Origin of the sequence: Marinobacter shengliensis (assembly GCF_030297115.1) — a bacterium.
Taxonomy (GTDB): Bacteria; Pseudomonadota; Gammaproteobacteria; order Pseudomonadales; family Oleiphilaceae; genus Marinobacter; species Marinobacter shengliensis.
In genome coordinates this window covers 4,268,746-4,289,100 of the sequence record NZ_AP028062.1, presented here as the reverse complement: position 1 = coordinate 4,289,100, position 20,355 = coordinate 4,268,746, and the positions used below count along the sequence as shown (strand labels likewise).

Sequence of the window (20,355 nt, the reverse complement as noted above, 5' to 3'; positions counted from 1 at the left end):
CTGGTGGTTACAGCACTGTCGGGAATACCAGATGTCCGTCCAGAACCTCGTCCGGGTGGATATCAATACAGAAAATGTGTTGGCCCGTCGAACCGGCAAGGCCTGTGGATAACGTGACGGTTCGCCGTGCATCCGGAAGCGCAACGTAAGGGCGGCAACTGTTGATTTGTTGCGGCCTTTCCAGGGCATTCCGGAAGTATTCCCGGTGGCTCCAGCGGGCACCCGCCGAGTAGTAAAGCGGGTTGAAGCGGTCGCCACTGACCATATCCACCTGCGCCAGCCGGCCCTGCTGGACGCCATGGCTATCCAGAATGAAACAGCGTTTGACGCCTTCCATGAGCAGCAGGTTTCTGCACACGCGTTCAAAGGGCTCGCCCCGGGCGATTTGATGGCAGACATCCATGATTTCAAAGCGGAGCAGTTTCAGGTAAGTTTCCTGGCTGTGATAATCCCTCAGGCTCCACTGCTGGGACCGGGACATCACCTGCTGCAGGGCGTTTTCGGCATTGATCGTGCACTCCCGGGTACTGTGTTTGGGCCGGGCAAACAGAAATCCCTGCAAAAGATCCGCTTCGGTATCCAGCGCAATCCGTGCCTGGTTCTCGCTCTCGATACCCTCCAACAATACCAGGCTGCCGCTTTCTCGGATCATTCTGACCAGGCTGTGCAGCAATACCCGGGCACGCTGGTGTGTTTCCGCATTGGCTAGCAGGCTGCGATCAATTTTCACGATCAGTGGATTGATTCGCCACAGTCGCTCAAAGTTGGAATCGCCCATGCCGAAGTCGTCGATGGCAATCTGAAAACCGAAATCTTTGGCTTCCTGGATGAATTCCAGCAGAGCATTGGTGTCTCGTGTGGCGGTTTCCACAAGCTCCAGAACAATCCTCTCCGGTGGAACCCCGGCACTGTGGCAATGGTCCGCAAGCTGGCCAAGATAACCCGCGTGGTGCAGCAAGGTGTCCGGATTGATGTTGATAAACAGCCAGACCGGTTCCTGTTTAAGACCGAAGTTGGTCAGATGCAGGTTGAGCAGGTGCTGGTCGACACCGGTGGTGACGCCCAAGATTGATGCTTGCTCAAATAACTCGGGTGGGGCAATTGGCCGGTTATCCCGATGAACCCGCACCAGCGCCTCGTAACCAACCAGTTTCTGGTGGGTCGGGCTGAGAATGGGTTGATACACAGACTGGAAATCATGATGCTTTATAAATCTGGCACATTTACCAGGTACATTGCCTCGGTGGTCTGCAAGGCTTAACACACTTTTCATGGTCAGGAGCCCTATACTGCTATGGCGTAGCCGTCCTGGCCGCTGATGGAGTTACCGGGAAAAACTGAAGCCAATTCCGTGCCATCGGTATCTGGTTCTAAAAAAGCGAGGCAGGCCTGGGGTTGAACGGCACGATGGCACCCAAGGCCCAGACGGTTTGCACCAGAACGGTGCCCAGACATCACCAAACGGCGTTTAACCGCACCAGGAAACAACAGCCTATGAGTCAACACAGTCAGTTCCGGTTATTGGGCCAACGGCGGTTTTTGCCGTTCTACCTGACCCAGTTCTCCGGCGCCTTCAACGATAACCTCTATAAGAACGCTCTGTTGCTGCTGATCACCTTCCAGGCCGGTGGCCTGATGGGGTTGTCGGTGAATGTGGTGGTCAACATTGCCGCGTTCCTGTTCATCCTGCCGTTCTTCCTGTTTTCCGGTATCGCCGGCCAGATGGCCGACCGCTATGAGAAGGCGGTGATTATCCGCAATGTCAAAGCGGCAGAAATCGGCATCATGCTGGTGGCGGCCACGGGTCTCTGGTTTGGCTGGTACGAGTTGCTACTGGTGTTGTTGTTCCTGATGGGGGTGCAGTCCACCTTCTTCGGTCCGGTCAAGTATTCGATTCTGCCCAGGGTGCTGACCGACGACGAGCTGGTCGGCGGCAATGGCCTGGTCAGCATGGGCACCTTTGTCGCGATCTTGCTGGGTACCATTGCCGCGGGCTTGATCATGGGGGCGGAACAGGCCGCCAGGGTGACCGCGGTTGGTGTGGTGGTGATGGCGGTGCTGGGCTATCTGGCCGCCCGGCAAGTACCCAATACCCGGGATGAATCCCCGGGGGTACGGGTGCGGTTCCGGCCGTTGCTGGAAACCTGGCGGCTGATGTCGGTGGCGGCGGAACGGCGCCAGGTACTCTGGGCGATTCTGGCCATCTCCTGGTTCTGGTTTCTGGGCGCCGCCTACCTGACCCAGTTTCCCAACTTCGCCAAAACCTGGCTGGCCGGGGATGAAACCGTGGTCACCCTGTTGCTGGCGATGTTTATCGTGGGTATCTCCATTGGCTCCATGCTGTGTGAGCGGCTGACCAAGCATCGGATCACCCTGTCGCCGGTACCCTGGGGGGCGCTGGGCCTGACACTGCTGGGGATCGATCTGTTTTTCGCAGTACCGGCAGATCCCAGCCCGTCTACCTGGCTGAGTCTGATCACCGAGCCTGTGTATATCCGGGTATTGCTGGATCTGGTGGGGATTGGCATCTGTGGCGGGCTGTTTATCGTGCCCCTGTACGCCTTTATCCAGCACGAAACCCCGGATCACAAGCGGGCGCGCATCATCGCTGCCCTGAACGTGATCAACTCCCTGTTCATGGTGTGCAGTGCCCTGGCAGGCATCGTGGTTCTGGGTGTGTTTGAGCTGGGAATCCCCGGGTTTTTCCTGATGTTGTCACTGACTAACGGGTTGGTGTGGGTGAGTGTGTTGGGGCTGAGGCGCCGGGCCGAAAAATCTGTGGATAATTAATTGGAAAACCTACGGATAAGCCCGGAATAAAACTTTTTATTGCTATAAAAAACAGATAGTTGCCATCATTTTTAAGCGTTGAAAAAGTGATCAGAGATGTGGATAACTTTCTTGAAAACTTTTCTGAGAAGCTGCTGACAACTGACTGAAAAGCAAAAAGTTTCGGTTTTTACCTAGCCTAAGCCCCCGGTTTATCCACTGGATTTCCTGGCACCCGCCGCCGGAATGCTTTTCGCTGGGGTGATATCTGGTTAAAATTTGCACATTCGGACTGCAATTTCGCCGGCGAGGCGTTATACTCGCCGCCCTGTTTTCATACCCTTTTTTAAAGCCCGATTTCCGAGGTGTAGTGTGGAGTTTCCGACCCGTTTCGATGTCATTGTCATTGGTGGTGGCCATGCCGGTACTGAAGCCGCCCTGGCAGCCGCGCGCATGGGTTCGCAAACCCTGCTGCTGACCCACAACATTGAGACTCTGGGGCAGATGTCCTGTAACCCCGCCATCGGGGGGATCGGCAAGAGCCACCTGGTGAAGGAAATCGACGCTCTGGGCGGCGCCATGGCCCGGGCTACCGATCAGGCGGGTATCCAGTTCCGGGTACTGAACAGCCGTAAGGGCCCGGCGGTGCGTGCCACCCGCGCCCAGGCTGACCGGATTCTGTACAAGGCGGCGATTCGCCATACCCTGGAAAACCAGCCCAACCTGACCCTGTTCCAGCAGGCCGCCGATGACCTGATTGTGGAAAACGACCAGGTGGTGGGCGTGGTTACCCAGACCGGTATTCGCTTCAACGCCAAAACCGTCGTGCTGACCACCGGTACCTTCCTCGGCGGCGTTATCCACATCGGTATGCAGCACCACGCCGGTGGCCGCGCCGGCGATGCGCCGGCCAATGCCCTGGCCAAGCGCCTGCGGGAGTTGCCGTTCAACGTTGGCCGCCTGAAAACCGGTACCCCGCCGCGCATCGATGCCCGTACCGTGGATTTTTCAGTGATGCAGCAGCAGTGGGGCGACGACCCGACACCGGTGATGTCTTTCATCGGCAGCCGTGACGAGCACCCGGAGCAGATCTGTTGCTACGTCACCCGCACCACCGAAGAAACCCACGACATTATCCGCAGTGGTTTTGACCGCTCGCCCATGTTCGCCGGTAATATCGAGGGCGTGGGCCCGCGCTACTGCCCGTCCATTGAAGACAAGGTCAACCGCTTCGCTGACAAGGATTCGCACCAGATTTTTGTCGAGCCAGAAGGGCTGACCACCAACGAGCTTTACCCGAACGGCATTTCCACCAGCCTGCCGTTTGATATCCAGCTCAAGGCCGTGCGTTCCATTCCCGGCTTCGAGAACGCCCACATCCTGCGCCCGGGTTACGCCATCGAATACGATTACCTGAACCCCCAGGACCTGCGCCATACCCTGGAAACCAAGTTCATCGAGGGCCTGTACTTTGCCGGCCAGATCAACGGCACCACCGGCTATGAAGAAGCCGGCGCCCAGGGCTTGCTGGCGGGCATCAACGCCGCCTTGCGAGCTCAGGAGAAAGCCGAATGGTATCCGCGCCGGGACGAAGCCTACCTCGGCGTACTGGTGGACGACCTGATCACCATGGGGACCAGCGAGCCCTACCGCATGTTCACCAGCCGTGCCGAATACCGGCTGATCCTGCGGGAAGACAACGCCGACCTGCGCCTGACTGAAACCGGCCGCAAGCTGGGGCTGGTGGACGACGAACGCTGGCAGAAGTTCAGTGACAAGTGCGAAGGCATCGCCAAAGAGCGCAGCCGCCTGGAAAGCACCCGTATTCATCCCAACACCGAGGCCGGCGAACGTGCCAATGGCTACCTGAAACAGCCGATGACCCGGGACCAGTCCCTGGCCGAACTGCTGCGCCGCCCGGAAATCGCCTATCAGCACATTGCCGAGATCGGTGCCGATCAGGCAGACGATCCGAACGTGGCTGAGCAGGTGGAAATCGAGATCAAGTACGAAGGTTACATCTCCCGCCAGGCCGATGAAATCGAGCGCCTGCGCCGGAATGAGAACACCGCACTGCCGGTGGATCTGGACTATGAGGTGATTGGGGGCTTGTCGAACGAGATCAAGCAGAAGCTGCAAACCGTCAGACCGGAAACCGTCGCCCAGGCCTCACGCATCCAGGGTGTCACGCCGGCCGCGGTGAGCCAGATTCTGGTGCACCTGAAAAAGCGGGACCTGCTGAGAAAGCAGAGCGCCTGAGATGACTTATCCACAATGGCCAGGCCAGCTGAGCGACGGCCTGGCGGCGATGAATCTGTCCCTCAGCGAAAGCCAGCAGCAACAGTTGCTGGCTTTTCTCGCATTGCTGAATAAATGGAACAAGGCCTACAACCTGACCGCCGTGCGGGATGAGCAGGTGATGGTGTCACGGCAGTTGCTCGACAGCCTGAGTATCCTGCCCTGGATAACCACCGATCATCTGCTGGATGTTGGCGCCGGGGGTGGCCTACCCGGTATCCCTCTGGCCATTGTGTTCCCGGAAAAACGCTTTACCCTGCTTGACAGCAATGGCAAGAAAACCCGGTTTCTGAACCAGTGTGTTCTGGAACTGGGGCTAAGCAATGTTGAGGTTATTCATGGCCGGGCGGAAGACTGCCAGCCTGACCAGCCATTCACCCAGATCAGCAGCCGGGCCTTTACCGCCCTGGAGAACCTGGTGACCTGGTGCGGCCAGTTGCTCTCCAGTGAGGGCGAGTTCCTTGCCATGAAAGGCCAGTATCCGGATGATGAAGTAGCTGCCCTTCCGGCCGGCTGGCAGGTAGAATCCAGCCATTCCCTGAAGGTGCCCGGTGCAGATGGCGAGAGGCACTTGCTGATCGTCACCCGGGCTGAGTAAACCCGCTAACCCCAAGAGCAGGAGGCAAAGCATGGCGCGCGTGATTGCTGTGACCAATCAGAAAGGCGGTGTGGGCAAAACCACCACCTGCGTCAATCTTGCCGCGTCTCTTGCCGCCACCAAACGCCGGGTGCTGCTGGTGGATATGGACCCCCAGGGCAACGCCACCATGGGCAGCGGTGTCGACAAGAATAGCCTGCAGTTGTCTGGTTACGACGTGCTCACCAAACGTGCCAGCGCTGCCGAAGTGATTGTCAGGGCTGAGGCCTCCGGTTTTGACATACTGCCCGCCAACGGCGACCTGACCGCGGCGGAAGTGGAACTAATGAACGAAATCGGTCGGGAGCACCGGCTGCGCCTGACCCTTAACACCGTTCGCGAGAATTACGATTACATCCTCATTGATTGCCCGCCGTCCCTGAACCTGCTGACCGTCAATGCCCTGTCGGCGTCGGATTCAGTGCTCATCCCCATGCAATGCGAATACTACGCACTGGAAGGCCTGGCTGCGTTGATGAACACCGTGGAGCAGATAAAGGAAACGGTGAACCCGAATCTTGAGGTCGAAGGCATCCTGCGCACCATGTACGACCCGCGCAACAGCCTGACCCTGGATGTCTCCGGTCAGCTTAACGAGTATTTTGGTGACAAGGTCTACCGGGCGGTTATCCCACGCAACGTGCGCCTGGCCGAAGCACCGAGTTACGGTATGCCGGCGCTGGCCTACGACCGGGCCTCCAAAGGCGCCATTGCCTATCTGGCCCTGGCCGGAGAAATGGTGCGCCGGCACGGATCGAAAAAGACATCCGCCGCGGTTGCGGTGTAACATAGATCGCCGTCAGGCGACCATGCATCCACCATTTCAACAGGAAGAATGACAACCACCATGGCGGCGAAGAAACGAGGTTTGGGCGAACGCGGTTTGGGGGCACTGCTTCAGGGTTCCAAAGTAAACCTGAACCAGGAACCCGGTAATCACGATGGAGAACTGCGGGACATTCCCGTGGATCTGATCCAGCGCGGGCGTTATCAGCCCCGCCGTGACATGGACCCGGCCGCCCTGCAGGAACTGGCCGACTCCATTCGCCAACAGGGCGTGATGCAGCCGGTGGTGGTTCGCCCCATCGCGGAAGGCCGTTATGAACTGATTGCCGGTGAACGCCGCTGGCGCGCTACCCAGATAGCCGAACTGGACCGTATTCCCGCCATTATCCGCGATGTGCCCGATGAGGCCGCCATTGCCATGGCGCTGATCGAGAACATCCAGCGGGAAAACCTCAATCCGATCGAAGAAGCCTTCGCCCTGCAACGCCTGCAGGAAGAATTCGGCCTGACCCAGGCCCAGGTGGCAGAAGCGGTGGGTAAATCCCGCACCACCATCACCAACCTGTTGCGCCTGATTGGCCTGACCGAAGATGTCCGGACCATGCTGGAACACGGTGACCTGGAAATGGGCCATGGCCGCGCCATGCTCACCCTGCCGCCAGAGCAGCAGATGCAGGTGGCCCGCCAGGTGGTGGCCAAGTCGCTGTCGGTACGCCAGACCGAAGCCCTGGTGCGCCGGATTCAACAGGAAAAACCGCAGGCTGAAAACACCCCAAGCAAAAGCCTGGACCCGAATATTCGCGCCCTGCAGGATGATCTTTCAGACCGCCTTGGTGCCCGGGTAGCGATCAACCATGGCAAACGGGGTAAAGGCAAAGTGGTGATCGAATACAGTTCACTGGATGAGTTGGATGGTATTCTGGGCCATATCCGCTAAGTCAGCCGGATAATCGGGAAAAATCATCCTAAAGTCCCGCTTTTCGCATTAAACACCACATGTGGTTGCTCCGGAGGTTGCATAACACAACTTGTGTTATCTGCTATCAAATCTTGAATCGATCTGGTTAAAACTTGGCCAATTTTTCGGCCGAGTTGTGTTGAACAGCTATCGGTTAACACATATAATTCCGCGCGCTTGGAATGACAGCTGGTGACATGACACGTTCGAAGAAAGCCATCATGCGTTTGCCGCTCCTGAAGTGGCTGGTTATCGAGATGGCGGCTCTGGTCACTATCAGTCTGTTGTGGTTGTTTGAAAGTCGTTTGGCCGGGTATTCCGCATTTATCGGCGGTCTTATTTTTGTCATACCAAACGCGTATTTTGCTCACCGGATGTACCGGTACCAAGGCGCCCGACACGCGCGCCTGATGGTGGGCAACATGTTCAGGGCAGAAGGCATCAAGCTCGCCCTTACCGCAGTGGGTTTTGCGGCAGTTTTCATCTTGATGGAGCCAGTACATGTACCGGCTCTGTTATTCACTTTTGCTGTAATGGTTGTTCTCAGTGGCGTGCTGCGCTTCCTGATTCAACCGCAAAGACAGCTATAGACTGGACGTGAGAGCAGTATGGCAGCTGATACCCCAGTAGAATATATACAACACCACCTTCAGAACCTCACTTACGGCAAGCTCCCCGCCGGTTATGAGAGGGTCGATCCCTACACCAACGATGTCACCGTGTTGCAGGAGGCTTCCTGGACGTTCGCGCGTACCTCGGCCGAAGCAACCGACATGGGCTTCATGGCGTTCCACGTGGACACCCTGGGCTGGTCCATCTTTATGGGCATCCTGTTCCTGACCATCTTCCGTATGGTTGCCAAGCGGGCCACCAGCGGCGTGCCCTCCGGGCTGCAGAATGTGGTCGAAATGACCGTCGAATTTGTTCAGACCATCGTTCGTGATGGCTTCCACGGCAAGAACCCGGTCATCGCACCGCTGGCCCTGACCATGTTTGTCTGGATCTTCCTGATGAACAGCCTGAAGCTGATTCCGGTCGACTTTATCCCCCAGATTGCCCATCTGCTGGGTCTTGAATACTTCAAGATTGTACCGACCACCGATCCCAATGGTACCTTCGGTATCTCCATCGGTGTGTTCCTTCTGATCATCTTCTACAGCATCAAGGTAAAAGGTGCTGGCGGCTTCGCCAAGGAACTGTCCTTCACACCGTTCAACCATTGGGCGCTGGTACCGTTCAACCTGGTACTGGAAATCCTGGGCCTGCTGACCAAGCCGCTGAGCCTTGCGCTGCGTCTGTTTGGTAACATGTACGCCGGTGAGGTAGTGTTCATTCTTATCGCGATTCTGCCGTTCTGGGTGCAGTGGACGCTGAACGTGCCCTGGGCGATTTTCCACATCCTGGTGGTAACGCTGCAGGCCTTTATCTTCACAACGCTGGCGGTGGTTTATCTGAGTCAGGCACACGAAGATCATTAACGGACAGTACAGAAGAAGTTTCGTAAAACCTGGATTGTGAAATCCCAAATTAACCTTTAATAAACTGAAAGCTAAGGAGTTTTAAATGGAAATCGTATTCATCGCAGCTGCTATCATCCTGGGTTCTGGCGCTCTGGCCACCGGTATTGGCTTCGCTCTGCTGGGCGGCAAACTGCTCGAGTCTTCTGCTCGTCAGCCTGAAATGGCTCCGCAGCTGCAAACCAAGACCTTCATCATGGCTGGTCTGCTTGACGCTGTTCCGATGATCGGTGTTGGTATCGCGATGTACCTGATCTTCGTTGTAGCTGGTTAATTACACCCGAGAAGCCAGGGCGCTGCTCACTTGAGTTGAGGACGCGCCCGGTTTTCCGGAAACCAGGACGCAACGAATAGCAAGAGGTATATTGCCGTGAATATAAACCTTACGTTGATAGGGCAAGCGATTGCCTTCGCTATTTTCGTCTGGTTCTGCGTCAAATATGTGTGGCCGCCCATCACGGCTGCCATGGAAGCGCGCCAGAAGAAAATTGCCGACGGCCTTTCTGCCGCAGATCGGGCTTCCCTCGATCTGGAACTCGCGCAGGAAAAAGCCTCCAAAGAATTGCAAAAAGCAAAACAGGAAGCTGCAGCCCTGATTGACCAGGCCAACAAGCGTGCCGCCCAGATTGTGGAAGCGTCTAAAGACGATGCCCGCAAAGAAGGCGAAAAGCTTATTGAGCAGGCCAGGGCCGAAATTCAACAGGAGCGTGTTCAGGCTCGCGACGCACTGCGCAAAGAAGTAGCGGTTCTTGCCGTTGCCGGTGCCGAGAAGATCCTGGAAACCTCTGTAGATGCCAAAGCTCACAGCGAGATGCTGGACAAGCTGGCCGCAGAACTCTAAACGAGGGTCATCATGGCACAACTGACTACGTTAGCCCGACCCTACGCGAAAGCCGTATTCGATGCCGCTAAAGAACAGAATGCCGTTGATCAGTGGGATCAGGCACTGGCTTTTGCAGGTCTGGTCGCGGCTGACCAAGAGGTAGCGAACATCCTGGCCAATCCCGGCCTGTCTGAGCAACGCAAGGCGGAACTCTTCGCCGATTGTTTCGAAGAGCCCCTGCCTGAAGCACTCAGAAATTTCCTGTTGATTCTTGCTGAAAACAAGCGTCTGGCGCTGTTGCCGGAAGTTGCTACGCTGTTCAGTCTGTATCGCGCGGATCTCGAGCGCACCGTCAAACTGGCGGTGAACACAGCGTTCGAACTGTCTGCCGACGAACAGCAGAAGTTGATCAAAGCACTGTCCGAAAAGCTGGAGCGCAAGGTTGAGCTTGAAACCGCGGTGGATCAGTCCCTGATCGGCGGCGTGGTAGTACGCACAGGCGACCTGGTTATCGACGCTTCAGTCCGTGGCAAGCTGGCCAGAATGGCCAAGGCTCTGGGCTCCTGATTTCAGCACAAGGTTTGAGGACAAAGGCATGCAGCAACTGAATCCATCCGAGATCAGTGACATCATCAAGAAGAGAATCGAGAAACTCGACATCTCTTCCGAAGCAAAGAACGAAGGTACGATCCTGTCAGTATCTGACGGCATCGTATTGATCCACGGTCTGGCCGACGTTATGTACGGCGAGATGATTGAATTTGCCAACGGCACCTACGGCATGGCTCTGAACCTGGAGCGTGATTCTGTTGGTGCGGTGGTACTGGGCGACTTCGAAGGTCTGGCCGAAGGTCAGAAAGTTCGTTGTACCGGCCGTATCCTGGAAGTGCCGGTTGGTAACGAACTGCTGGGCCGTGTGGTTGACTCCCTGGGTAACCCGATCGACGGTAAGGGCGAGCTGGGTAACAGCCTGACCTCTCCGGTTGAGAAGGTTGCACCTGGCGTTATCGCCCGTCAGTCCGTTGATGAGCCGGTACAGACTGGCTTGAAAGCCATCGACACCATGGTTCCCATCGGTCGTGGCCAGCGTGAGCTGATCATCGGTGACCGTCAGATCGGTAAGACCGCTGTAGCGATTGACGCGATCATCAACCAGAAGAACACCGGCATCAAGTGTATCTACGTTGCCGTCGGCCAGAAGCAGTCTTCCATTGCCGCGGTTGTGCGCAAGCTGGAAGAGCACGGCGCCATGGACCACACCATCGTGGTTGCCGCCGGTGCCGCTGATCCTGCCGCCATGCAGTTCCTGGCTCCGTACTCCGGTACGTCCATGGGTGAATTCTTCCGTGACCGCGGTGAAGACGCTCTGATCGTATACGACGACCTGTCCAAGCAGGCTGTTGCTTACCGTCAGATCTCCCTGCTGCTGCGTCGTCCGCCAGGACGTGAAGCATTCCCGGGTGACGTTTTCTATCTGCACTCCCGTCTGCTGGAGCGCGCTTCCCGCGTTAACGCTGACTACGTTGAGCAGTTCACCAACGGTGAAGTGAAAGGCAAGACCGGTTCTCTGACCGCGCTGCCGATCATCGAAACCCAGGCTGGTGACGTTTCTGCGTTCGTACCGACCAACGTGATCTCCATCACCGATGGTCAGATCTTCCTGGAAACCAACCTGTTCAACTCCGGTATCCGTCCGGCCATGAACGCCGGTATCTCCGTATCCCGGGTAGGTGGTGCAGCCCAGACCAAGATCATGAAGAAGCTCGGCGGTAACATCCGTCTGGCCCTGGCCCAGTATCGGGAACTGGCGGCATTCGCCCAGTTCGCTTCCGATCTTGACGAAGCAACCCGTCGTCAGCTGGAGCACGGTCAGCGCGTTACCGAGCTGATGAAGCAGAACCAGTACAGCCCGATGACCGTTGCGGAAATGGGTACCGTACTGTTCGCAGCAAACGAAGGCTTCCTGGACGATGTTGATGTAAACAAGGTTGTGAAGTTTGAAGCACAGCTGCTGGACTGGATGCGTTCCGAGCAGAAAGAGCTTCTCGACAAGATCGGCCCCGAGGGCAACTTCAACGACGACATCACCGCTGGCCTGAAAGCTGCTCTGGAGAAATTCAAGACCACTCAGAGCTGGTAAATCCACTGGGCCCGCCATCGTGCGGGCCTGCTGGTCCCTTTGAGTGTCTAACTTGAAAAGGCAGTGACTTATGGCCGTCGGAAAAGAAATACGTAACCAGATCGGAAGCATCAAGAGCACGCAGAAGATCACCTCCGCCATGGAAATGGTGGCGGCGAGTAAAATGCGTAAAGCTCAGGACCGTATGCAGGCAACTCGCCCATACGCCGAAAAGATGCTGCAGGTAATCGGACACATTGCCAAGTCCAACAAGGATTACCGTCATCCGTTCATGCAGGAGCGTGAGGTCAAGCGGGTAGGCTACATTGTAGTTTCCTCCGACCGTGGCCTTTGTGGTGGTTTGAACACCAACCTGTTCAAACTGCTCGTTCGCGAAATGCGTGAATGGAAACAAAAGGGTGTTGAGACCGACATCTGCGCCATTGGGCAAAAAGGCGCGTCTTTCTTCCGTAACTACGGTGGCAACGTTGTAGCGGCGGTTACCCATATGGGTGACAACCCGTCTGCAAGTGAGCTGATTGGTAGCGTCAAGGTGATGCTCGATGGTTTCGAGCAGGGCAAGATTGATCGCCTGTACCTTGTGAGCAACGAGTTTGTGAATACCATGACTCAGAGCCCGCATTCGCTGCAGCTGCTGCCATTGCCGGAAGGTGATGACGAGGATGTAGGTCACCAGTGGGATTATCTCTATGAGCCGGATTCACGTCCGATTCTTGACGGGCTACTGCCACGTTATATCGAATCCCAGGTGTATCAGGGTGTGGTAGAGAATCTGGCCTGTGAACAGGCTGCCCGGATGATTGCCATGAAGAGCGCGACAGACAACGCCGGTGGCATCATCGATGAGCTTCAGCTGGCCTATAACAAGGCCCGCCAGGCAGCCATCACCCAAGAGATTTCGGAGATTGTGAGCGGCGCGGCATCTGTTTGATAACGCTCACAAACCTACTGGTTTTATTGACTACTAGATAACGAGGAACCGAGCATGAGTAGCGGACACATCGTTCAGATCATTGGCGCGGTTATCGACGTGGAATTCCCACGTGACTCCGTGCCAAGCGTTTATGACGCACTGCTGCTTGAAGGTGGCGAAACAACTCTGGAAGTCCAGCAGCAGCTGGGTGACGGCATTGTTCGTACCATCGCAATGGGCAGCACCGAAGGCCTCAAGCGTGGCCTGAAAGCTGAGAATACCGGCAAGCCGATTTCAGTACCCGTGGGCACCCAGACTCTGGGCCGTATCATGGACGTACTGGGCCGTCCGATCGACGAGCAGGGCGACATCGGTGAAGAAGAGCGTTGGGCTATCCACCGCAAAGCACCGGGCTACGCCGACCAGGCAGCGTCTGCTGACCTGCTGGAAACCGGCATCAAGGTTATCGACCTGATCTGCCCATTCGCCAAGGGTGGTAAGGTTGGCCTGTTCGGTGGTGCCGGTGTAGGCAAAACCGTAAACATGATGGAACTGATCAACAACATCGCGAAAGAGCACTCCGGTCTCTCCGTATTCGCCGGCGTTGGTGAGCGGACTCGTGAAGGTAACGACTTCTACTACGAAATGAAGGAGTCTAACGTTCTCGATAAGGTTGCCATGGTTTACGGCCAGATGAACGAGCCCCCAGGAAACCGTCTGCGTGTGGCCCTGACCGGTCTCACCATGGCCGAGAAGTTCCGTGACGAAGGCCGTGACGTTCTGTTGTTCGTTGACAACATCTACCGTTACACACTGGCCGGTACTGAAGTATCTGCACTGCTGGGCCGTATGCCTTCAGCGGTAGGTTACCAGCCGACTCTGGCGGAAGAGATGGGTCAGCTGCAGGAGCGGATCACCTCTACCAAGAACGGTTCTATCACCTCTATCCAGGCGGTCTACGTACCGGCGGATGACTTGACTGACCCGTCTCCGGCCACCACCTTCTCGCACCTTGACGCGACCGTGGTACTGAGCCGTGACATCGCCTCCAAGGGTATCTACCCGGCGATCGATCCGCTTGACTCCACCTCCCGTCAGCTGGACCCGCTGGTGATCGGCGAGCAGCACTACAACGTTGCCCGTGGTGTTCAGAACGTTCTGCAGCGTTACAAGGAACTGAAAGACATCATCGCGATCCTGGGTATGGACGAGCTGTCTGAAGAAGACAAGCTGACTGTAGCCCGTGCCCGTAAAATCGAGCGCTTCCTGTCTCAGCCGTTCCACGTAGCGGAAGTATTTACCGGTTCCCCGGGTAAGTACGTGTCTCTGAAGGAAACCATCGCCAGCTTCGAAGGCATCCTGAACGGTGACTACGACGACATGCCGGAGCAGGCCTTCTACATGTGCGGTGGCATCGAAGAGGCAATCGAGAAGGCTAAGGCAATGAAAGCGAAAGAAGGCAAGTAAATTACCTTCTTCCCTTTCTGACCCAAGAGGCGTAAGAAATGGCTATGACCGTACATTGTGACGTCGTAAGTGCCGAAGAAAAAATCTACTCGGGCCTGGTGGAGATGCTGATCGCCACCGGTACCGAGGGTGAGCTAGGCATCCAGCTTGGCCATGCTCCGCTGCTGACCGAGCTCAAGCCCGGCTCAGTGCGGATCATCAAGCAGGGTGGCGCCGAGGAGATTCTGTACGTATCCGGTGGTTATCTGGAGGTGCAGCCGAACCTGGTGACCCTGATGGCTGATACCGCAGTTCGTGCCAAGGATGTGGACGAAGCGGCAGCCCTGGAAGCCCAGAAGCAAGCCGAGAAGGCACTGGCGAACAAGACAGGCGAGTTTGAGTACTCCCGTGCCGCCGCCGAGCTGGCAGAAGCCGCCGCTCAGCTGCGCACCATCCAGAAACTGCGCAAGCACCTGCGCTAAGCAGGGTTTGTGTCAGGGCCCGGACTGGCCTGACCGTGAACCGCATCCGCAGGTGGATGACCAGCCACACCCGCAAGGGGAAGGCCGGTTATTCACCGGGACGCGGTTTTTTATTTTGAGATTCACCACCAGATTGGAGCGTACCGCCCCATGAGCCCATTACACGTTGTGATCCTGGCGGCAGGCCAGGGCTCCCGAATGAAATCGGCGCTACCCAAGGTATTACACCCGGTGGCCGGCAAGGCCATGCTGCATCACGTGATTGATACCGCAAAGCAGCTGGGGGCGGAGAAAATTCACACGGTAATCGGCCACGGTGCAGACCAGGTGCGGGCATCGCTGGACGAACCCTCGGTGAACTGGGTGATGCAGACCGAACAACTGGGCACCGGCCATGCCGTGGCCCAGGCCCTGCCGGATCTGCCGGACGACGCCCGGGTACTGGTGCTCTACGGCGATGTGCCGTTGACCCGCAAAGACACCCTCGAAGCCATGGTCTGTGACCTGGACGATGGCAATCTCGCCATGCTGACCGTGGACATGGACAACCCTCACGGCTATGGCCGGATCGTTCGTAACGCTGAGGGCCAGGTGCAAGCGATTGTGGAGCAGAAAGACGCCACCGCCGAGCAGCAAGATATCCACGAGGTGAACACCGGTATCCTGGCCGTTTCTGCCCGGCACCTGAAAAGCTGGTTACCCACACTATCCAACAGCAATGCCCAGGGTGAATACTACCTGACCGACATCATTGCTATGGCCGTTACCCATGGCTTATCGGTTACGGTGTCCCAGCCCCTGAACCCGTTTGAAGTGCAGGGCGTGAATAACCGCCTGCAGCTGGCGGAACTGGAGCGATGGTACCAGCGCCAGCAGGCGGAACGCCTGATGACCGAGGGCGCCACCCTGGCAGACCCGGCCCGGGTGGATGTGCGCGGTGAGCTGACCATCGGCAACGATCTGTGGATTGATGTGAACGCGGTGTTCGAAGGCAAAGTCAGCCTTGGCAGCAATGTGGTGATCGGCCCGAACTGTGTGATCAAGGATTCCACCATCGCCGATGGTGCTGAAATCAAGGCCAACAGCGTGCTTGAAGGTGCGATTGTAGGCGCCAATGCCCAGATTGGCCCGTTCGCCCGCCTGCGCCCGGGTACCGAACTGGCCGCCAACACCAAGGTGGGCAACTTTGTCGAAACCAAGAAAGCTGTAGTGGGTGAGGGCAGTAAGATCAACCATCTGAGCTACGTGGGCGACGCCTCTCTAGGTCGTAATGTGAATGTGGGTGCAGGCACCATCACCTGCAATTATGATGGAGTGAACAAGTTCAAAACCGAGATTGGCGACGGTGTGTTCGTGGGCTCCAATACCTCGCTGGTTGCACCGGTGACGGTGGCGGCCGAGGCCACCATTGGTGCGGGGTCTACCATCACCCGCAACGTCGCGGAAAGCGAACTGGCCGTGGCCCGGGGCAAGCAACGGAATATCGCGGGCTGGGAACGGCCGAAAAAAGCGTAACAACCGAATAACTGACAGGTGATAACAGCATGTGTGGGATTGTAGGAGCGGTTTCCGAACGGGATGTCCAGGGTATTCTGCTGGAGGGGCTCCGCCGCCTTGAATACCGGGGTTACGACTCCGCTGGCATGGCCGTGATCAACGGCAAGCCGGAAGTGCAGCGTGCCCGGGAAGTCGGTAAGGTTGCTGCCCTGGCTGATGCTATCAGCGCCAACCCCCTGGCTGGGCATCTCGGTATCGCCCATACCCGCTGGGCCACCCACGGTGAGCCATCCCAGGTGAACGCCCATCCGCACATGTCTGGCGACCGCCTGGCCATTGTCCACAATGGCATCATTGAGAACTATCAGGAACTCCGCGAAGAGTTGAAAGCCGAAGGCTTTGAGTTCACCTCGCAGACCGACACCGAAGTGGTTGCCCACCTGATTGGCAAGAACTACAAGGCCGGCGGCAGGCTCTACGATGCCGTGAAAGCCGCTATCAGCCGCCTGCGCGGTGCCTTTGCCCTGGCGGTTGTTCATGCCGACGAGCCGGACCACCTGGTGGTGTGCCGTGAAGGCAGCCCGCTGGTGGTGGGCGTGGGTATCGGCGAGAACTTCATCGCCTCTGACCAGTTGGCGCTGCTGCCGGTCACCGACCGGTTCATGTTCCTCGAAGAAGGCGACATCGCTGATATCCGCAAGGACAAGATCGAGATCCACGATCGCGAGGGCCAGGCGGTTGAGCGCGCCATCAGCCGTTTCGAGCACGGTGCCGATTCCGCCGACAAGGGCGAGTACCGCCATTACATGCTCAAGGAAATCTACGAGCAGCCAAAAGTGATCAAGGCCACCATGGAAGGCCGGATTACCGCTACCCGGGTGCTGGAACAAGCCCTGGGTACCGATGCCGAAAACCTCCTGGAGAACGTGCGCCACGTACAGATCATCGCCTGTGGTACCTCCTACCACGCCGGCATGGTGGCCCGTTACTGGATTGAAGACCTGGCCGGTGTGCCCTGTTCCGTGGAAGTAGCCTCCGAGTTCCGCTACCGCAAGCATGTGATCCAGCCGGATACCCTGTTCCTGTGCATTTCCCAGTCCGGCGAAACCGCCGATACCCTGGCGGCTTTGCGCCAGGCCAAGAAAGCAGGTTTTCGCGCGGCATTGGCGATCTGCAACGTACCGGGCAGTTCGCTGGTGCGGGAATCCGACCTGGTGATCATGACCCAGGCCGGCCCTGAAATCGGTGTGGCCTCCACCAAGGCGTTCACCACCCAGCTGACCGCCCTGCTGATCTTCACCCTAGCCCTGGCCCGCCACAACGGCCTGAATGCCGAGCGGGAAGCCGACATCGTGAAGGCCATTCACCTGTTGCCGGGCCAGGTCAACGATGTGCTGGCCCTGGATGGCGAAATCGAGGAGATGTCCAAAGCCTTCATGGACAAGAACCACAGCCTGTTCCTGGGCCGGGGTTCCCAGTACCCGGTCGCCATGGAAGGGGCTCTCAAGCTCAAGGAAATTTCCTACATCCACGCCGAAGCCTACCCGGCCGGCGAGCTGAAGCACGGCCCCCTGGCTCTGGTAGACAGCGAAATGCCCGTGGTGACCGTGGCCCCCAACAACGACCTGGTGGAAAAGCTGAAATCCAACCTGGAAGAAGTGCGGGCCCGCGGTGGCGAACTGTTTGTGTTCGCCGACAAGGCTGCAGACGTGAAGCCGGAAGAGGGCCTGCACGTGATGCAGATTCCCTCGGTGCACGAAATCACCGCGCCCATCGTCTACACCGTGCCACTACAGTTGCTCTCCTATCACGTGGCGGTACTCAAGGGCACCGACGTGGATCAGCCGAGAAACCTGGCGAAGAGCGTGACGGTCGAGTAGCCCCGACCGCCTGGACGGCTGGGCACCGAGAATCAGAACGTGTAGGAAACGGAAGCCTCCACCGTGCGCTCCTCACCAAACCAGCAGTTGTTGGCGTCGAAGCAGCTGAAGTAGCGCTCGTCGGTAAGGTTGTTCACGGACAGGCCCAGTTCGGCACCGCGGAGGCTGTGAGAGACGCGTCCCAGGTTGTAGCGCAGTGCGATATCGACCAGTGTGGCGTCCGGCACGTTCCCCTCGTTCGTCGCTGCGTTGTATTCCGCCTCGCCGATGTAGCGGGCGCCAATGCCTGCCACCAGGCCATCCAGTGGGCCGTTATAGAAGCCATAGTCCGCCCAGACCGACAGCAACTGGTCGGGCACCCACACGGGCGTCTGGCCTTTCAGGCCGGTGTTGTCCTTGGTCACCTCCACACTCTGCAGCGTGTAGCTGGCGGTCACCAGCAGACTGTCGATGGGCTGGGCCTGAGCCTCCAGCTCGATGCCCTGGGAGCGCACTTCCCCCGCCTGGACCTGGTCCAGAGGTCCGCCATTGGGGTCGCGGGTGGGCACGTTGTCCTTGGTGATCTGGTAGAACGCCAGGTTGAGTGAAGTGCGTTGATCCTGGGACTGGTATTTTACCCCCAGCTCCCACTGGTCCCCCTTGGAAGGGTCGAATTCGTTGCCGTTGCGATCACTACCGCTTTGCGGCTCGAAACTCTCGGCGTAGTTGAGGTAGGGCGAGAGACCGTTGGCGCCGCGATACATCACGCCGGCACGTGTAGAGACGTTGTCCTGGTCCAGTTTGCTGTTCACAGGCGCGCCGTATTTGCGGCCGGACTCTTCTCCGGTGAAGTCGTCCCAGCGCACGCCGCCGATCACCACGAAGCGGCCCAGCTCAATCTGGTCCTGCAGGTACACGCCAAGCTGCTTCTTGCGGATGTTGAAGTCCGAGGACAGAGCCGTGTTCTCGATGTTTATGGTGCTTCTGGATATCTGATAGTAGTCCGGATCGAACAGATCGATAGCCGGTGCGGCAGTGTCTTCATAGATAACGTCGGAATCGAGACTCAGGTAGTCCACTCCAACCAGAATGTTGTGCCGGGCCCGGCCGGTCTGGAAGCGCCCCGAGAACTGGTTGTCCACCGTAAACCCGGTGGTTGCCTCGTCGGTCAGGTAGGCCTGGCGTTGCAGGGTGCGTCCGTCCTGGCTGAACGGGTCGTTGGGGAATCGGTAGGTGTAGGTATTGGTCTGGAATGCCTCGGCATCGGTATATCGGAAGTTCTGCAGGAAGTTCCAGTTGTCATTGATGTTGTGGTTGACCTTGTAGCCGACCAGCAACACCTCTTTATCAAACTCGTTCCAGTTGGCGTCGCCGGAGAAGGCATCCTGCGGGAGGTCTCCATTCGGGTTGGGCAAGAACAGGCCGGAAGCGGGCAGGGTGGTGTAAATGCCCATAGCCGGATCTTTCTGGTAGTAGAGGTTGAAGTTCACCAGGGTGTTGTCACTGACCTGCCAATCCACGGAAGGCGCGATCATGTGGCGCTCTTCCTCTGAGGTTGCGGCCTGGCCATCCCGGGTGCGGGTCAGGCCAACAAGGCTGTAGGACAGGTTGGAATCGCCCAGTTGACCGCGGCTTTCAATGGACGCCTCGGCCAGATTGCGGGAACCGCTGGCAACCTCAATTTTGTTGAAGTGCTCTGAGGACGGCTGTTTGCCGATCAGATTCACCATACCACCGGGCGGCATGGACCCATACAGAGTGGAGGTGGGGCCACGAAACACCTCAACCTGCTCCACGGCTTTCAGATCAATCTGGGGCTGCAGATTCCAGTCGTTGTACAGCAGCTGCAGGCCATCGTAATAGTTCTGGTAATTGATGAAGCCGCGGATGCTGAACAGGTCCAGCCGGCCGACTGCGCCTCCGCGAAGTTCGGTGTTCACGCCCGGTGCATAGCGCAGTGCAGTGGCCACGGAATCGGCATCGCGCATTTCCAGGGCCTGTTGATCCAGTACTGAGATACTCTGGGGAGTGTCGCCCGGCGCCAGTGCCGTCTTGGTGGCAGTGTTCCTGTAGGTTTCGCCGTAAACCGTCATGGTGTCCAGCTCCATGGGTTCATCGGTATGAGCGACGGCCAACGGGCTGCCAGAGAGACTAACGGCAATAGCAAGTAATGACGGTTTGATCACGTGTGAGGGCATGTCGGGTCCTGTTTAACGTGGGAACGATTAAG

At 57.7% G+C, this 20,355-nt stretch carries 18 protein-coding genes; 16 read left to right on the top strand and 2 right to left on the bottom strand.

Going from position 1 to position 20,355, the window contains the following annotated elements; all coding sequences use genetic code 11:
• Positions 1-7: 7 nt before the first annotated feature.
• Positions 8-1,186 (bottom strand): EAL domain-containing protein, encoded by a 1,179-nt coding sequence (locus QUE75_RS19610; RefSeq protein ID WP_286252731.1) that lies wholly within the window; start codon positions 1,184-1,186, stop codon positions 8-10.
• A 308-nt stretch (positions 1,187-1,494) separates the two neighbouring features.
• Here QUE75_RS19610 and QUE75_RS19605 point away from each other — a divergent pair, with 308 nt between their 5' ends.
• The 16 genes from QUE75_RS19605 (at position 1,495) to glmS (ending at position 18,146) form a co-directional block, all read left to right on the top strand.
• Complete coding sequence (locus QUE75_RS19605) at positions 1,495-2,790, top strand: MFS transporter (RefSeq protein WP_286252729.1); 1,296 nt, start codon at positions 1,495-1,497, stop codon at positions 2,788-2,790.
• 351 nt (positions 2,791-3,141) lie between these two features.
• Entirely contained in the window at positions 3,142-5,028 is a 1,887-nt protein-coding gene (gene mnmG, locus QUE75_RS19600; RefSeq protein ID WP_286252726.1) for a tRNA uridine-5-carboxymethylaminomethyl(34) synthesis enzyme MnmG, read from the top strand.
• A 1-nt stretch (position 5,029) separates the two neighbouring features.
• Positions 5,030-5,665 (top strand): 16S rRNA (guanine(527)-N(7))-methyltransferase RsmG, encoded by a 636-nt coding sequence (rsmG, locus tag QUE75_RS19595; protein ID WP_286252723.1) that lies wholly within the window; start codon positions 5,030-5,032, stop codon positions 5,663-5,665.
• Between the two features lie 31 nt (positions 5,666-5,696).
• On the top strand, positions 5,697-6,491 hold the full coding sequence (locus QUE75_RS19590; RefSeq protein WP_058090909.1) for a ParA family protein: 795 nt from the start codon (positions 5,697-5,699) through the stop codon (positions 6,489-6,491).
• A 60-nt stretch (positions 6,492-6,551) separates the two neighbouring features.
• A complete protein-coding gene (locus tag QUE75_RS19585) occupies positions 6,552-7,427 on the top strand; it encodes a ParB/RepB/Spo0J family partition protein (protein WP_286255736.1) in 876 nt (291 codons plus the stop codon).
• A 218-nt stretch (positions 7,428-7,645) separates the two neighbouring features.
• Entirely contained in the window at positions 7,646-8,038 is a 393-nt protein-coding gene (locus QUE75_RS19580) for an ATP synthase subunit I (RefSeq protein WP_061333189.1), read from the top strand.
• A gap of 18 nt (positions 8,039-8,056) precedes the next feature.
• The gene (atpB, locus tag QUE75_RS19575) at positions 8,057-8,926 is read left to right on the top strand and encodes a F0F1 ATP synthase subunit A (RefSeq protein ID WP_286252721.1); all 870 of its coding nucleotides are present in this window, start codon (positions 8,057-8,059) and stop codon (positions 8,924-8,926) included.
• 85 nt (positions 8,927-9,011) lie between these two features.
• On the top strand, positions 9,012-9,239 hold the full coding sequence (atpE, locus tag QUE75_RS19570) for a F0F1 ATP synthase subunit C (RefSeq protein WP_058090906.1): 228 nt from the start codon (positions 9,012-9,014) through the stop codon (positions 9,237-9,239).
• Between the two features lie 96 nt (positions 9,240-9,335).
• On the top strand, positions 9,336-9,806 hold the full coding sequence (locus QUE75_RS19565) for a F0F1 ATP synthase subunit B (protein ID WP_058090905.1): 471 nt from the start codon (positions 9,336-9,338) through the stop codon (positions 9,804-9,806).
• A 12-nt stretch (positions 9,807-9,818) separates the two neighbouring features.
• Entirely contained in the window at positions 9,819-10,355 is a 537-nt protein-coding gene (locus tag QUE75_RS19560) for a F0F1 ATP synthase subunit delta (RefSeq protein ID WP_058090904.1), read from the top strand.
• A gap of 28 nt (positions 10,356-10,383) precedes the next feature.
• Positions 10,384-11,928, top strand: a complete 1,545-nt coding sequence (gene atpA, locus QUE75_RS19555) for a F0F1 ATP synthase subunit alpha (RefSeq protein WP_058090903.1) — start codon at positions 10,384-10,386, stop codon at positions 11,926-11,928.
• 70 nt (positions 11,929-11,998) lie between these two features.
• Positions 11,999-12,859 (top strand): F0F1 ATP synthase subunit gamma, encoded by an 861-nt coding sequence (gene atpG / locus QUE75_RS19550; RefSeq protein ID WP_061333191.1) that lies wholly within the window; start codon positions 11,999-12,001, stop codon positions 12,857-12,859.
• Between the two features lie 54 nt (positions 12,860-12,913).
• Entirely contained in the window at positions 12,914-14,308 is a 1,395-nt protein-coding gene (gene atpD, locus QUE75_RS19545; protein WP_058090901.1) for a F0F1 ATP synthase subunit beta, read from the top strand.
• A gap of 38 nt (positions 14,309-14,346) precedes the next feature.
• Entirely contained in the window at positions 14,347-14,769 is a 423-nt protein-coding gene (locus tag QUE75_RS19540; protein ID WP_061333192.1) for a F0F1 ATP synthase subunit epsilon, read from the top strand.
• Positions 14,770-14,919: 150 nt separating this feature from the next.
• Positions 14,920-16,284: a bifunctional UDP-N-acetylglucosamine diphosphorylase/glucosamine-1-phosphate N-acetyltransferase GlmU gene (gene glmU, locus QUE75_RS19535; RefSeq protein ID WP_286252713.1), complete on the top strand. Its 1,365-nt coding sequence runs from the start codon at positions 14,920-14,922 to the stop codon at positions 16,282-16,284.
• 29 nt (positions 16,285-16,313) lie between these two features.
• On the top strand, positions 16,314-18,146 hold the full coding sequence (gene glmS / locus QUE75_RS19530; protein WP_286252712.1) for a glutamine--fructose-6-phosphate transaminase (isomerizing): 1,833 nt from the start codon (positions 16,314-16,316) through the stop codon (positions 18,144-18,146).
• Positions 18,147-18,178: 32 nt separating this feature from the next.
• Here the strand turns inward: glmS and QUE75_RS19525 are convergent, their stop codons facing one another.
• Positions 18,179-20,323: a TonB-dependent siderophore receptor gene (locus QUE75_RS19525; RefSeq protein WP_286252709.1), complete on the bottom strand. Its 2,145-nt coding sequence runs from the start codon at positions 20,321-20,323 to the stop codon at positions 18,179-18,181.
• Positions 20,324-20,355: the final 32 nt, after the last annotated feature.

What these genes read in the sequence shown, in the direction of transcription:
- QUE75_RS19605 (WP_286252729.1), top strand. Translation starts at nt 1,495, where the DNA reads ATGAGTCAACACAGTCAGTTCCGGTTATTGGGCCAACGGCGGTTTTTG.
- rsmG (WP_286252723.1), top strand. Translation starts at nt 5,030, where the DNA reads ATGACTTATCCACAATGGCCAGGCCAGCTGAGCGACGGCCTGGCGGCG.
- QUE75_RS19590 (WP_058090909.1), top strand. Translation starts at nt 5,697, where the DNA reads ATGGCGCGCGTGATTGCTGTGACCAATCAGAAAGGCGGTGTGGGCAAA.
- QUE75_RS19585 (WP_286255736.1), top strand. Translation starts at nt 6,552, where the DNA reads ATGGCGGCGAAGAAACGAGGTTTGGGCGAACGCGGTTTGGGGGCACTG.
- QUE75_RS19580 (WP_061333189.1), top strand. Translation starts at nt 7,646, where the DNA reads ATGACACGTTCGAAGAAAGCCATCATGCGTTTGCCGCTCCTGAAGTGG.
- atpB (WP_286252721.1), top strand. Translation starts at nt 8,057, where the DNA reads ATGGCAGCTGATACCCCAGTAGAATATATACAACACCACCTTCAGAAC.
- atpE (WP_058090906.1), top strand. Translation starts at nt 9,012, where the DNA reads ATGGAAATCGTATTCATCGCAGCTGCTATCATCCTGGGTTCTGGCGCT.
- QUE75_RS19560 (WP_058090904.1), top strand. Translation starts at nt 9,819, where the DNA reads ATGGCACAACTGACTACGTTAGCCCGACCCTACGCGAAAGCCGTATTC.
- atpA (WP_058090903.1), top strand. Translation starts at nt 10,384, where the DNA reads ATGCAGCAACTGAATCCATCCGAGATCAGTGACATCATCAAGAAGAGA.
- atpG (WP_061333191.1), top strand. Translation starts at nt 11,999, where the DNA reads ATGGCCGTCGGAAAAGAAATACGTAACCAGATCGGAAGCATCAAGAGC.
- atpD (WP_058090901.1), top strand. Translation starts at nt 12,914, where the DNA reads ATGAGTAGCGGACACATCGTTCAGATCATTGGCGCGGTTATCGACGTG.
- QUE75_RS19540 (WP_061333192.1), top strand. Translation starts at nt 14,347, where the DNA reads ATGGCTATGACCGTACATTGTGACGTCGTAAGTGCCGAAGAAAAAATC.
- glmU (WP_286252713.1), top strand. Translation starts at nt 14,920, where the DNA reads ATGAGCCCATTACACGTTGTGATCCTGGCGGCAGGCCAGGGCTCCCGA.
- glmS (WP_286252712.1), top strand. Translation starts at nt 16,314, where the DNA reads ATGTGTGGGATTGTAGGAGCGGTTTCCGAACGGGATGTCCAGGGTATT.
- QUE75_RS19525 (WP_286252709.1), bottom strand. Translation starts at nt 20,323, where the DNA reads ATGCCCTCACACGTGATCAAACCGTCATTACTTGCTATTGCCGTTAGT.